At 27.3% G+C, this 14,744-nt stretch carries 12 protein-coding genes; 7 read left to right on the top strand and 5 right to left on the bottom strand.

The features are described from left to right. The first annotated feature begins 26 nt into the window (after positions 1-26). The 3 genes from GCL60_RS06800 to GCL60_RS06790 all read left to right on the top strand — a co-directional run bounded on the left by GCL60_RS06800 (position 27) and on the right by GCL60_RS06790 (position 3,728). On the top strand, positions 27-2,186 hold the full coding sequence (locus tag GCL60_RS06800; protein WP_153419519.1) for a histidine kinase dimerization/phosphoacceptor domain -containing protein: 2,160 nt from the start codon (positions 27-29) through the stop codon (positions 2,184-2,186). After that, a complete protein-coding gene (locus GCL60_RS06795; protein ID WP_153419518.1) occupies positions 2,183-3,283 on the top strand; it encodes a response regulator in 1,101 nt (366 codons plus the stop codon). The genes GCL60_RS06800 and GCL60_RS06795 overlap by 4 nt, the downstream gene beginning before the upstream one ends. Before the next feature lie 286 nt (positions 3,284-3,569). After that, entirely contained in the window at positions 3,570-3,728 is a 159-nt protein-coding gene (locus GCL60_RS06790; RefSeq protein ID WP_153419516.1) for a hypothetical protein, read from the top strand. 141 nt (positions 3,729-3,869) lie between these two features. On the opposite strand, the gene ggt is transcribed toward GCL60_RS06790, so the two are convergent. After that, on the bottom strand, positions 3,870-5,630 hold the full coding sequence (gene ggt, locus GCL60_RS06785) for a gamma-glutamyltransferase (RefSeq protein WP_153419514.1): 1,761 nt from the start codon (positions 5,628-5,630) through the stop codon (positions 3,870-3,872). 208 nt (positions 5,631-5,838) lie between these two features. Between ggt and GCL60_RS06780 the strand changes: the two genes are divergently transcribed. Beyond that, the gene (locus tag GCL60_RS06780) at positions 5,839-7,014 is read left to right on the top strand and encodes a serine hydrolase domain-containing protein (RefSeq protein ID WP_153419512.1); all 1,176 of its coding nucleotides are present in this window, start codon (positions 5,839-5,841) and stop codon (positions 7,012-7,014) included. A gap of 16 nt (positions 7,015-7,030) precedes the next feature. Here the strand turns inward: GCL60_RS06780 and GCL60_RS06775 are convergent, their stop codons facing one another. Then, on the bottom strand, positions 7,031-7,498 hold the full coding sequence (locus tag GCL60_RS06775; protein WP_153419510.1) for a hypothetical protein: 468 nt from the start codon (positions 7,496-7,498) through the stop codon (positions 7,031-7,033). A 621-nt stretch (positions 7,499-8,119) separates the two neighbouring features. Between GCL60_RS06775 and ltrA the strand changes: the two genes are divergently transcribed. Both ltrA and GCL60_RS06765 read left to right on the top strand, forming a co-directional pair. Continuing rightward, complete coding sequence (gene ltrA, locus GCL60_RS06770; protein WP_153419507.1) at positions 8,120-9,442, top strand: group II intron reverse transcriptase/maturase; 1,323 nt, start codon at positions 8,120-8,122, stop codon at positions 9,440-9,442. A gap of 335 nt (positions 9,443-9,777) precedes the next feature. Beyond that, positions 9,778-11,769 carry a hypothetical protein gene (locus tag GCL60_RS06765; protein ID WP_153419505.1) on the top strand — a complete coding sequence of 664 codons (1,992 nt, stop codon included), beginning with the start codon at positions 9,778-9,780 and terminating at the stop codon, positions 11,767-11,769. Between the two features lie 27 nt (positions 11,770-11,796). Here GCL60_RS06765 and GCL60_RS06760 read toward each other — a convergent pair whose 3' ends face one another. Together GCL60_RS06760 and GCL60_RS17540 are read right to left on the bottom strand one after the other, a co-directional pair. Continuing rightward, positions 11,797-12,312, bottom strand: coding sequence for a disulfide bond formation protein B (locus GCL60_RS06760; protein WP_153419503.1), 516 nt, complete (start codon positions 12,310-12,312; stop codon positions 11,797-11,799). A gap of 18 nt (positions 12,313-12,330) precedes the next feature. Further along, complete coding sequence (locus GCL60_RS17540) at positions 12,331-12,483, bottom strand: DUF5993 family protein (protein WP_419964829.1); 153 nt, start codon at positions 12,481-12,483, stop codon at positions 12,331-12,333. 621 nt (positions 12,484-13,104) lie between these two features. On the opposite strand from GCL60_RS17540, the gene GCL60_RS17360 reads away from it, so the two are divergent. Then, positions 13,105-13,554: a hypothetical protein gene (locus GCL60_RS17360; protein WP_202614005.1), complete on the top strand. Its 450-nt coding sequence runs from the start codon at positions 13,105-13,107 to the stop codon at positions 13,552-13,554. An 8-nt stretch (positions 13,555-13,562) separates the two neighbouring features. Here GCL60_RS17360 and GCL60_RS06755 read toward each other — a convergent pair whose 3' ends face one another. Further along, positions 13,563-14,624: a S66 peptidase family protein gene (locus GCL60_RS06755; RefSeq protein ID WP_161998108.1), complete on the bottom strand. Its 1,062-nt coding sequence runs from the start codon at positions 14,622-14,624 to the stop codon at positions 13,563-13,565. Positions 14,625-14,744: the final 120 nt, after the last annotated feature.

Genomic DNA, 14,744 nt, shown 5'->3' with positions numbered 1-14,744 from the left:
ATCTTAAAATAAACGGTTTAGGTATTATGATTGATAAAGTAAGTTCTAAAAAGTATGATTATTGTGAAAATTTAAAAGTAAATATTACTAATAATATTCAAAATTGTGCATTTTTTATTGCCATTGATATAGATAATTTAATCATTCATTCCGTTTCTTCAAATCTTCACGAGTTATTTCTTGAAAATTATAATCAATTTATTGGGAAAGAAATATTAAAATATTTAAATGAAAAATCTAAAATTACACTAAAAAATATTATTAGCAATATTAAAAAAAATATTTTCAAAAGAAGAATTTTAGTTGAATTGTATTTTTTAATAAATAATATTATTAATAAAAGATATTGTGTTATTTTTATTTCTCAAAACTTACTTTGTATTGAAGGTTTTATAAAAGAAGAGACTGAAGATATTTATGAAGATTTATTAATGATTGAAAATGAAATTCAAGAAACAATTCACTCTAAAAAAAACAAAGAAGAACTCTCAGAAAGTGTTTGTAAATTTATTAGAGAGTTTACAGACTCTGATAGAGTATATTATTGTGAGTTTGAAAATGATAATCACGGTTTTGTGATTGGCGAAGATACAAAAGATATTAAAAATTCAATACTACATCACCATTTTCCGGCATCAGATTTGCCAATGACAGTTAGAAATTTATATATTGAAAATAGATTTCGAATTATTCAAGATGCGCAGTATACACCCATGCCTATTATTGGAAGTATTAAAAATTATGATTTAAAATACTCTTTATTTAGAGAAATAGGAGCTACGCATATTAAATATTTAAGCAATATGGGAATAAAGTTTTCCTCTTCATATTCGGTTGTAGAAGAAAATGTATTGAGGGGATTGGTAGGTATTCATAGTTTTTCAAGTAAAAATATATCTCTGGTTGTGTTATTTAAAATAAAAAAATTGATTGAGGCTTTTTCATCAAAATTATTAACTCAGAAATTTTCAAAAATTAAATTAAAAAATCAAGATATAAATTTTAAAATAATTGACTTTTTAAAATCCTATGAAAATGAGAACTGTGACATTGGAAAAATATCAAAAAACGATATTTCAAACATTAAAATTTATTTTAATTCTAAATTTGTTGTTTATGGAAATAATGAAAATTTAATATCAGATTTAGAAATACCAATAGAATTTTTGAATAAATTAAAAATTATAATTTCAAATAAATTATTAAATGAAGAGATTTTTTACACGGATAAAATGATAGATTTGGATGCTGATTTTGAAAAATGGGCTAATATTTCCTCAGGAATGCTTTATATATCTTTAGATAAGTCACAAAATACATTTTTTTGTTTTTTTAGAGAAGAAAAGATACAGACATATAAATGGAGTGGCGATCCAAATATTTTAGAAGTCAAAACAGATGGCACATTAAATCCTAGAAATTCATTTCAGACCTGGTTACAAGAAATTAAATTTAAATCAAATGAATGGACTTCTGAAGATTTAATTTTAGCAAATGAATTAAGAAATAAATTACTTACAATTAGATCTAATTATATTTTAAAATTGACAAATGATAATTTAAGTTTATCTAAAAAGAATAAAGAGATAGAAGTTTTACTTAGTGAAGTACATCATCGTGTAAAAAACAATTTGGCAATTTTAAATGCTATGTTTGATTGGAAAATAAAAGAATCAGATAATAATAAAGTTATAGATGTTTTAAAAGAGATGAAAAGTAGAGTTAGAGCAATTTCATCGCTACATGAATTGTTATATCAAACTAATATTTATGGAGAAGTAAATATTAGTAAATATATTTCTTCTATTATAAGAAATACATCTTCATTATTAATAAATAATAAAATAGAGTTTAAAACAAATTTTTCACAAAAAATAAATTTATCAATCCAAAAAGCTTTACCAGTTGGTTTAATAGTTCATGAATTTATAACAAATTCAATTAAATATGCATTTGAAAATAGAGATAACGGTATTATTGAAATTGAATGGAAAAATAATTTAAATGATAGCTTATTAGCTCTAAAAGATAATGGAATTGGTTGTTCAAATATTGAAAATTTAAAAGGTTCCTCAATTGGTCTCGAAATGATTCGTTTATTAATTAAACAGCTTGATGGCAGAAGTATTTGGAATGGAGAAGGTGGAGTAAGTTTACAAATTTATTTAAAAAAGGCTGATTTATGAATACAACATCTATAAAAATTCTTATTGTAGAAGATGAAATCATTTTAGCAAAAAATTTAGAAGACACCTTAATAGAAATGGGATATCAAGTAGTAGGAATTTCAGATAATGCAATGAAAGCAATTATGATGTTTTTTTTGCATGAGCCAGATCTTATATTAATGGATATTCATTTAAAAGGGGAAGTTGATGGTATCCAAACGGCAGAAAAAATTCTGGAACAAAAAGCAGTTCCTATTGTTTTTCTAACGGCAAATCAAGATCCAGCTACTTTTCAACGAGCTAAAATAGAAGGTGCTTTTGGTTATATTTTAAAGCCTTTTCAAGAGAGAGAAATGCAAATTGTAATAGATATTGCGATTTCTCAATTTGAGGAAAGGAAAAAAATTGCAAGACTTGAATCCATGCTATTAAATTCGGAAAAATTTAATAGTATTGATACTTTTGCTTCAGGAATTATACATAATATTAATACTTATTTAACATCTATTTTTATAGCTTCAGATATATTAAAAAAAGAAGATGCTTTAAACTCTAATTATTCAATAGAAACTGCATTAGAACTTTTAGAAAAGGGTGCTAATTCTATAAAAAATACGATCAAAAACTATAATAATATAATTGAAAATAAAGAATTCGAAAAACCAAATCTTTTTAATTTAAAAAATATTTGTAAGGAAGCAATTGAAATTTGTAAATATTATTCACTTGAAAAAAAAGTAATTATTAAAGAATTATTAGGTAATCAAGATACTTGTGTATGGATAGGATACAGTAATTTTTTTCAGGTCATAGTGAATTTAATAAAAAATGCTTGTGATGCTGTAGAAAAAACAAAAGACGCATGGTTACAAATATCATGGGAAGACTTAAATGAAAGAATAGTTCAAATAAAAGTCACAGATAGTGGGAATGGAATTCCAAAGGATATATGTGATAAAATTTTTGAACCATTATTTACTACAAAATCTATTGGATTGGGTTTGGGATTAAGTTCTTGTCGCCATATTTTACAAAAATATGGTGCAAATATTCATATAGATGAAACTAATAAAAATACTTGCTTTTTATTAGAAATTAAAAAAACTAATTTCTGAAAAAATTGAATTGGTGTTCATTTTCTATTTTATAATTGTAATTTATTATGGATAATAATCAAAAAAAATCATATTAATAATTTATCAAATAGTTTTATTTAATAAACTATTATCCTTGTGTTTGTTTATTTTATTAAAAATGAATAAAAAAAATATTTTTTTCAGTAAAGGAAAAATCAAATTGACTGATTAGTCAATTTGGTGTAAAACGTGCTAGTCCCTTGTTACTAGCCTTCCAAGTCTCTTATTATATTAAGATTTTTCTTTAATTTAAGTGGGTGATATCATGACTATATTTACATTTATTAAATTATTTATCACTATTACTTCTTGTGGGATATTTATTTTTTCAAAAACAAAAATGGAAGCAAAGGGAGATCAAACAAAAGCCAAAACAAAAATTGAAAATATTCATTATGCAAAAAATAAAATATCCTATTTCTAATATTTCACAATAATATAGGTTATATAATGAGTGTAAGAATAATTTTTATTTGGGTTTTATTTTTCGTATCCTTATTTTATTATTTAAATATAAAATAAATAATTACAGATTAAATAAATAAGAATAAATATAATAATATATTTATTCTTTAAATACTCCTATTGCTCCATCTCCTTCTGATCTAGGATCAGCAAATCCAAAATAAATTTGGTTTTGTTTCTTTTGCTCAGCGGTTTGTACCGAGCCATAGGGGTGTCCTAATTTTAATTTATGTCCCATTTTAGATAATTTTTCTAAAGTATCTGGACTTATTCCATCTTCATAATAAATTTCATCAGGCCATAATTGACTGTGAAACTTAGCTTTTGAAGTTGCTGTAGCAATATTCTTATTATAATCAATATAGTTAACTAATACATTGAATATTTGTGTTATAATTCTACTTCCTCCAGGTGCTCCCGTAGCAAGAATGGGATCGAAATTTTCATTCAATAATAAAGTTGGTGTCATTGAACTTAAAGGTCTTTTTTGAGGTTCAATTGCGTTTGCTTTTCCTTGAATAAGTCCATAAGAGTTTGGTACACCAACTTTTGCAGTAAAATCTCCCATCTCATTGTTTAATAAAAATCCTGTGCCTTTCACAGTTTTACCGTTTCCATAAGAAAAATTTAATGTGTATGTATTTGATACCATATTTCCATCTTTATCAATTACAGAAAAGTGTGTTGTGTTACCTGATTGATCCGATGCTATTTTAATTCCATCTGTTTGAATTTTTGATGATGGTGTATGTCTTATTAAATTTATTTTTTTGAAAACATTATAGGCGTATTCTTTTGAAGTTAATTTTTGAATTGGATTTTTTATAAAATTTGGATCTCCTAGTTGGCTATTTCTATCATGATAAGCATAGTTCATAATTTCAGTCATGATATGATAATATTTAGCGCTATTTAAAGGAACATTTTTTAAATCAAAATTTTCTAAAATATTTAACATCTCAATCAATGTTACGCCGCCAGAGCTTGGAGGAGGAACGGAAATGACATTAAAACCCCTATATTTTCCAAAAATTGGAGTCATCTCTTCGGCTTTATAATTTGCAAGATCTTCAAAAGTAATTATACCATTATTTTCTTTCATATCCTGAACTATTTTATTTGCTATTTCTCCTTGATAAAATGCTTTTGTTCCCTCTTTTGAAATTTTTTCTAAAGTATTTGCAAGATCTGTTTGTATAAATAATTCACCTGTTTTTCTAGCTTCATCATTACTATTAAAATATATTTTTTTAGATTCAGAGCTTGTTAATAATAAATCCTTTGATTCTTCTATTGAATTTGAAAATGCATGAGTTACAGGAAAACCATTACGGGCAAGGTCTATGGCTGGTTTCATGACAATTGTCAGGGGCAGTGATCCATATTTTTTTAATGCATAATTTAGTCCATATACGGTTCCAGGAACTCCACTTGATAAATGGCTTTTATCAATTAGGTCATCATTTACATTTCCTTTTTTATTTAAAAACATATCGCGTGTTGCTAATTTTGGCGCTTTTTCTCTGTAATTTATAGCAATCGCTTTTTTTTCTTTATTTAGCCAAATCATCATGAAGCCACCGCCTCCAATATTGCCGGCTTCTGGAAATGTAACAGCAAGAGCGTAGCCTACTGCCACTGCGGCATCGACTGCATTTCCTCCTTGGCTTAATATTTTTGCTCCCACTTTTGATGCAATCTCTTCTTCAGTAACCACAATTCCATTTTTTCCATAAATTGGTTTAAAAATTTCATTTACAAGAAGTTTTGAATTATCAATTTTAAAAGAATTAATTAATGCAAATGAATTTGTTTCTAAAAATAAAAAAATAATCGAAATAAAAAAATATTTTATTTTCATGTAGATTCCTTAAATCTGGGTTTTAAAATTTGATTTAATTTACATTGAATATTTAATTTTATCAATAAGATTATCTATAAAATTTGTATTTTTTGTGCATTTAATTATTTTATAGATAAATTTAAATAAATTATTATAAAATTTATTTAAGTTAAAAATTGACAAAATGATTCTAATTTATATTATTTATTTTTTAAAAGAGGTGTAAATGATTTTAATAAAAGTTATCTCAAATTTAAAATATTTGTATTTTTTAATATTTTTAAATATTATTATTGGATGCAGTCATACAACAATGAAAACAGAAATTAGTCAAATCCAGCAAAAGATCGATGAATTTAATAAGAATGATCATTCAAGTACAGGAACATCATTTACAATGCAGTGTCCAAAATATAATAATGGGAGTGAAATAACATTTAATAGTGGTTTACAATCAATAAATGGAATAAAAACAAAAAATAACAGCTTATATAGAATAGGTAGTAACACAAAATTATATATTGCAGTGATTATATTGCAACTTGAATCAGAGGGTAAAATATCAATTAATGATTCCTTATTTAAGTATTTTCCAATCGAATATCCAAAATGGAGTGAGGTTAAAATTTCTCAATTATTAAATATGACAAGCGGAATAAATAATTACTTAGGTAAAGATATAAATCCTATTCCACCAAAGTTTTTATCACAACCAAGCCATCATTATACAAAAGAAGAATTATTAGATTTAGTGGTTCATGATAATTTAAATTTTAAACCAGGTGAAAGATGGGAATATTCTAACACAAATTATATTTTACTTGGAAAAATAATTGAAAATGTAACTAAGAATTCAATATCAGAGGAGTTAAAAAATAGAATTTTAATTCCGTTAAGTTTAAATCAAACTTTTTTTGTTGAGCACTTGCCAAATAATGAAATTCCCAATTTTGAGCTTGAGAATTTGATGGCGGGATATTTTTATGGATATTCAATTCTTTCACCCAACGGATTTGATGTGAAATATTTTAGTTTATCTCAAGCAAGTTCTGCTGGCGGAATGATTGCAAATACTATAAATTTAAATAAATTTCTAAGAACTTTATTTACAAATAATAAGTTATTATTGAATGATAGTCAATTTAATAAATTAATTTCAAGGGTAGACATAAATAATAGAGTAAATGATTATTATGGTTTTGCTATTTTTGATGTTTACAATTTTAAATTTAATACAAGTGAATATATGCATACAGGAGGAGTTTTTGGATTTTCCTCGAAAATGTCTTTTCTTCCAGATCAAAATATATCATATACGTACGCTATAAATTCAGATAATAAAGAAAAAGTAAATGAATTTAATGAATTAATAGAATCTATTATTTATAATGAATGTTTTTAGAAATTTAATTATTCATTTACTTTTTGCAATCTCTTACTAATATATTGTTTGCTGTGATTAAAGCTCTCTTTAGAAATTTTTCATCTTTTCTTGCTGCTAAACTTAATGCAAATAATTGCCAATTGAAGCATAAATATTTCTTACTTGTTTCATTATCGGATGAATTTCTATATTCATTTAATTTAATATAAATTGCTCTAACAGTATTTTTATATAAATCTTGAGTATCATTTATAGTATTATAGCTATTAAAAAAAGCAACCTCTAATGCATTTTGCATACATTGATTCATAATAGTTTCCGTATTTAAATTTTTATTTTCAAATGCATTCATTATTTGATTATTTGCTAGCATATTTTCAATGCTTTCTCTACATTTATCTTCAATTTGTTCTTGTTCATTTAAACTTACATTTTGAGAATATGAATTTCCAAATTGCAAAATGATACTTATCGTTAATAAATATTTAATTGATTTAATCATGAATTACCTCTATAAAAAAAAGAAATATTAACTTGGATTTTTACTATTTACATATTCAAAAAGAATGTCAAACATATTAGCATACCATTAATTTATTTAATAAAAGGTAACAAAAATGGTGCGCCAAGAGAAGTGCGTAAGAACCAGTGAGTGCGAATCTCATCCACGTAAAGATTAGCCATCAGCGTGGAAGTAAGCAGTGCAATTAATAAGGTAACAAATTAATTGAAGCCATTGCGAGCGATGTATCAGGCTACAACAGACTTGAATGTATTGAGCCTCGAAATATCCATTATTGTGGAAGTTGACGTTATCATTTTTGCGGAAAACAACATTCTTATTTACGGATTGGCGAGTAAATATGAGTCCACCGGGGTCTAAGGCAGTTGCATGATACAAGATGGTTATTACGTGAACTTGGGAGATCCGTTTATTTCTTTCAGAGTTTCTGAGAGTAGATGTGGACAAGTCAGTAAAGATAAGGGCGCATTGATAAGTAAACGGAAGTCGGAGCTGTTCGTATGTACTCGGAGTTTGGGAAAGCCAAACACATGGGGAAGGGGCAGCGGAGATGATGATTGGGGAAATACGATTGGCTTTAATATGTACACAGAGGCGTAGATGAAGGTGAACAATAAATTTCCTCAAATAGTTGCAAAGGCAAAGGTGGATAAAGCGTTAAAATTTACATCATTAGCTCATCATATCAATAAAGATTTGTTGTGCTCAATATTTGGTGAATTGAAACGGAACAAAGCCTGTGGGATAGACAATGTTACTTTAGAAAATTACGCGAGTAATTTACAGAGTAATATAGAAGAACTTGTGTTGAAAATGAAGAACCAAACTTATTGTCCTAAACCAGTGAAGAGGGTTTATATCCCAAAGCTTGGAAAAGATGAGAAGCGAGGGCTTGGAATTCCTTCAACAGAAGATAAGCTAGTTCAATTAGGAGTCAAGAATATACTTGAGTCTATTTATGAGCAAGATTTCCTAGACTGTTCGCATGGTTTTCGCCCAAATAAAAGTTGTCATACAGCTATTATTGCGCTCAATCAGACAGTGATGACAAAGCCTGTGAACTTTGTTGTTGAGGTAGATATAAGAAAATTTTTCGATAACGTAAGTCATTACTGGCTACTTCGTTGTTTAGAAGAAAGAATTAGTGACCCAAATTTTCTTTGGATTATTAAGAGATTTCTAAAATCGGGAGTAGTAGAAGATGGATTATTTATAGAGAGTGATAAGGGTGCACCGCAAGGTGGAAATTTGAGTCCATTATTATCAAATATTTATCTTCATTATGTACTTGATTTATGGTTTGAAAAGAAATTTAGGTCAACAAGTCGCAATTATATGCAACTTGTTCGTTTTTGTGATGATTTTGTTGTTACCTTTGAGAGTCGAAAAGATGCAGAGCGTTTCCTTACTGAGTTAAGGGAAAGATTTGCAAAATTTGGCCTTGAAGTTTCAGAAGATAAAACACAACTTATTGAATTTGGCAAGAAGGCTTTTGAAAAACATAAACGAAACAAAACTAATCTTTCCAGTTTTAATTTCTTAGGTTTTACGCATTTTATGAAGAAAAGTCGTTTTGGCTTAACTGTAATAGGGCATAAAACTAGTAAAGAAAATTTACGTAGGAAGTTACAAACGATAAAAGAATGGTTGCGAATCGCACGTGCAAAGATTTCATTTAATGAGTGGATTCCTATATTAAAAGCAAAACTTACAGGTCATTATAATTACTTTGGGTTAAGTGGCAACTATAGATGTTTGAAACAATTTTATAAGCAAGTTATTTCTCTAATGTTTAAATGGATAAATCGCAGAAGTCAGAGGAAGAGCATTGATTGGTCGACCTTTATGAATTATTTGCAGAGTACTCCATTACCGCAGCCAAGAATAACGGTAAATATTTATAAATCGAAGCCTACGCAATGAATATCATCTCTGGGAGCCGGATGTGGGAAAACCACAAGTCCGGTTCTGCAGGGGTTTCATGGCAATGAATTACTTTATTTGAAAGGAAATAAAAGTCATGTCTCTACCTACCAATTAAGATGAAATTGAATAAAATATCCTTTAGAAAAACATATTATATAAATTATTAAAATAATTAAAATATAATAAATTATATAATATATATTAATAAAATTATTATAATACTCTTTTAAAATAAAAAACCATTAAATGTACTTGTAATAAATTTAGAACTATTCTAAATTTATTATTGGTATGCTTATCTAACTCAATCTTTTCTAAAATGGAGAAAGGTCATGCTAAAGTTTTCTGGAAATTTAGATGTTATTGTTTCTAAAATGGTTTCTAAGCTTGAACTAAGTCATGGAAAAAAAACAAAAATATTCTCTAAGAGAGTTAAAAGATGTCTATATAACTTAAAGCATGATAATTTTCGTCATGGTGAAGTAAGAGCTGATAATGATGAGCAAATCGAATTAATTGCACATTATATTAATAAACATTTTAATTCCTATCTATTAAATGGTTCAAATCCACCTTCCATAGATTCTAATGGTTCAAATCTACTTTTCAAATTAGGTTCTAAACTTTCAAATATAATGAATTCAAGTGTTTTATCAGAAGAAACAACAGAAACTCTTTTTATTGGAGCAAGCGCTGCAACGGCTTATTTTTTAGACACAATGAATGCACAAGATAGTTCAAAAGCAACCGTAATAGGAATGAAAAGTCCATGGGCAGAAGAACGTGGATTAGCAATTCCTTTTATAAACCATACCGATTTGCAAACGTCTTTTCCAAGTGAAAATTATACTCAATTTGGTGGGAATAGTGAATTTACAGAAAGAAAAAAATTTGCAAATTTAGTGCATGAAAAAATTAAAAAACTTTGCAAAAAATTCATACAAGGAAATGTTACATTAGTTGAAAATACAGAGCTTTTGGATATAGATGTTCCTAAATCTAAAAAGTGGAGAATAACTTATAAAAAGAAAGATTCAAATATTTTAAGTTTTATTTATACAGATCGTGTTTACTTTATGGCTGGTGCTGGTGAGCCACGTACACTTGATAGTATAAAACAACTCAATGAAGAATTATTAAGACTAAAAGATATTAATAAAGAACACAAATTTAATTTCCCACTAGTGCTTCATATGGATCAATTTGTGAGAGATTGTGTTCCTATTTTATTGCATCATAAAAAAACTGTTTTGGACGTTCCAGCAAGAGGTGCGCCAACTGGTAATTATTTATTAAATCGCAAAAAACAATTAAATGAAATTAAAGATAAAGATTCAATGCCTACAGTTGCTATTATAGGCTCGAATGCAGCGATAGATGCAGCAGCTGCTGCTCGTGCGAGAGGTTGGAATTTAGAACTTTGGCTTTCAGGGGGGAGCCTTGCTTACTTAGAAGGGACTCCATATAAAGACGAACCATACAATATTAATGGAGTAAGGTACCATAAATATAAAAATAGAGAAAATATTGTTTTTAAGTATGATGAAATAAATAAAAAAATTCATATAAAAGATGATTCATGTAATTTAGATTTAGGTGCTTTTGATAGTATAGTTTATGGTCTAGGTAGTAATGATAAATTTGATAATATTGTTAAAACATTAGAGCCATTAAAACCTTTTCTTGATACTTCAGGAGCCGTTGTCGATCCAAGTGGTTTCAAAGACGATGAGACGCCTGAAATAAATTATAATGGTTTTTTATGCTGGGCTGATTCGGATTTATCTCTATTTGTATTTGGTCTTGCGGCAGAAAATTATGAAAAATATGTCATACCAGGAGATGCATTAAAAAAACCAGTTCGTCTTACATCAGCAAATAGTCCAAATATCAAAGCAATGTTATCATGGCTCTCGGGTGATGTTTTAACAACCGGGCAATTGACTTATTTTAGATCAGCAATAAGTATTTTTAATAATTATATACCTAGCTCAATTGGTTCAGACATTGATTTTTCGCACGCTAATGTAAATACATTGGCAGGTCATTTAATAAGAAAATATCCAAATATTCCTTCTGAGGCAAGAACTGCTTTTATTACAGGAATTCATAAATTTATTTCTTTAAATCGTAATAATATGCCCCATGGTTTTTATCCTATGCAAATTAATTGTATAAAAACAGAACTCAGTATTTTAAATATTCTATATAATAAAAAGAATAATATAAATGAATATGCTTGGGTTGAAATTTTAAATAATTTATTTGTAAGTAAATTAAAAGTACAAATTAGAGGTGAATCACTTTCGAGATCTTATGCGTGAAGGTTAATATGTATAATAAAATTCAAATTAACCTTCACAAAAACCCAAACCACAATGAAATAATGTATAGATCAAATTTGAACTCACAATAATAAAAGCAAAGGCAAAAGTAAATTTGGTAAGTTTATTCATAATCACTTTTTCTGAATTTTGGTGTTTTTTAGGATCGTATAGAAAAAGTAAAAATGAAACTCCAATTATAGAGACAACAAATGTAATAAATGCCCATGTATAAAGACTTAATCCCATCATAGGGGAACCAAATGGTGTTGAATTAGGGGCAATATGCAATAATATCTGTCTTATTGAAACGGCAGCTCCTGAAAGTGCTCCTATAAGAGCTAGAGCATAAAATTTTGGTTTTATCCCAAATTTTAAATTTAGTAGTCCTGCGCATATGATTGCAATCATTCCTAAACGCTGCAAAAGGCATAAGGGACAAGGAGCTTCTTTATATATAAATTGATAAATAAATGCTCCCAATATCATGCTACATAAAGCTAATATAAAAAAACAATTTAGATTTTTTTCGATATTTTTCATTTTTTATTCCTTTTCGTTTTAAAATACAAGGTTTAAAGGGTCGGTCATATGATATTTTAGCATTAATAAAATGAATACTATCCCTATAAAAAGAAATAAAATTGCTATTTTTTCTTTATTAAATAAAGTAAAAACTATAGATAATAAAAATACCAAAAAAATTAGAGCCATCATTTTTAACCTCGTTTATGTTCTTAGTTTGTAATTTTTTTTAATTATACAAACAAAGATAATACTATTATCAATTACACTTAATATTTTAAGTGCTCTATAATTATAATAAATCTATTTTAATTAAAAGTAAAAGAATTTTTTGATTAATAAATTAAATCTTATAAATGTTTAAAGTATTTAATATTACTAAATTTTAATTTCTTTATTTAATAGTTCAATATATGCTTTTTTATTTATAAAATATTTAATTTTAATATTATAATAATTGAATATAAAATATTTTTTCTATAATTTTAGATCAAAATACTATTGTTTTTTAAAGAGATAAAAGTCTTTAAAGTATTTAAAAATATATCTAAATTACAAAAAGTAATTGCACAAAAAACATTTTGAATTTATCAAAAAATTTCATTGTACTTTAACGGGTTCAAGAAATGTTATGAGAGCACTCATATTATAATCTAAAATATAGCTTCCTTAAAAAAAAAAAGTAATGTTTCATTTTTTAATGAAAAATTTAAGTAACAATAAAATGAGCTCTAAATAAACTGAAATTAAAGTTTCAAGTATGATTTCCGATCCCCTTAGCTGCTCTACTAAATATAAGGGGGAAACTAGATGAGCATGAAATATAAAAATATGTTTGCTGCTGCTGTATTATTAGTTGTGGCTTTTACTAGCACTCAAATCTTTGCAGGACCAGGCGGCGGCGGCGGCGGCGGCGGCGGCGGCGGCGGCGGTGGCGGCGGTGGCGGTGGTTCTGGTGGAAAAGGTGGCGGCGGCGGTGGTTCTGGTGGAAAAGGTGGCGGCGGAGGACAAGGCGGCGGTCAAGGTGGTGGTCAAGGTGGTGGACAAGGTGGTGGACAAGGTGGTGGACAAGGTGGTGGACAAGGTGGTGGACAAGGTCAAGGCAATGATGGCAAAGGTCGAGGCAATGATGGCAAAGGTCAAGGTAATGATGGCAAAGGTCAAGGTAATGATGGCAAAGGTCAAGGCAATGATGCCAAAGGTCAAGGCAATGATGCCAAAGGTCAAGGTAATGATGCCAAAGGCCAAAACTCTAATTAATATAAAAGTTATCTAATAGCCATATAACCATCGTTACTTGGCTTTAAAATATTTTTAAAATCATCGCCCAAATTAAGAGTGATGATTTTTTTTTGGGGTGATATTGTTATATTTTCATTTAAAACAAGGGGATAGTTTTTATTTCCGTGACCAAACTGATTTGATTTAAAAACTGGGATATTCACTTCATTTGCAAATCGTTTAATTGTAAATTCAATATTTTCGTCACTATTTGTAAAGGAGCCTAGTAATATAGCCTTTGCATTTTGAAAAATTTTTGCTTGATATAAATGAATTAAGTTTCTATCAACAACATATCCTTTAGCACCAATATCTTCTATAAATATAATTTTATTTTTACCGTTTATTTGCCAATTTGTTCCTAAACTACTAGATAAAATTTCTAAGTTACCTCCAACTAATTTTCCGAATACCTCTTGAGATGATTTAGCTAGCTCATTTAAAGGCTCAATATTTGTATAAGTTATTTCTTTTATATTTCCTGAAATTATTTCAACTATATTTGAAAAATTTTTAGGGTCTTTTTCTTTGTTAAATAGGTCTGATAATGTTGATCCATGTATTGTTTTCCAATTCCAATTTTGAATAAAAAATAAATGTAAAAATGTTAAATCACTATATCCAATAAAAATTTTATTTTGATTTGGTTTTTTTAATTTTAAAAGATTTTCGTATAATCTAGCAGAACCATAACCGCCTCTTAAAGACCAAATAATTTTAGAGTTATCATTTATTGCCATTTTTATTTGATCAAATCTTTCTTCATCTGTATTGGAATGAAAAGGAATTAATTGGCTCGATAAGTTTTTAGGAAGTTTTAAGTCCAGAATATTTTGATTTTGAAGATATTGAATTTTTTCATTCTCTAATGTTGAAGCAGGGGCTATTACAGAAATAGGAATATTCTGAATATTTTGAATAAATTCTTTATTCTCTAATATATTATTCATTTTAAAATCAGCATTTTTTTTATTTAAATTTGATATAAAAATAAAAGATAAAACGGTTATAAAAAATAATTTTATTTTTTGCTTATTTTTTAGGCGCATTTTCGAACCCCAGACTTTAAAATGAAAGTGTTTATTATTATAATACATTTAAAAAATATAATAAAAATATTTGCTTAAAATTTTTTATATATAATAATTGATTTTAATGATAAAATTAAA

It is taken from the genome of Silvanigrella paludirubra (genome assembly GCF_009208775.1).
Lineage (GTDB): Bacteria > Bdellovibrionota_B > Oligoflexia > Silvanigrellales > Silvanigrellaceae > Silvanigrella > Silvanigrella paludirubra.
The sequence above is the reverse complement of the archived record's forward strand: the minus strand, read 5'-3'. Positions and strand labels throughout refer to the sequence as shown.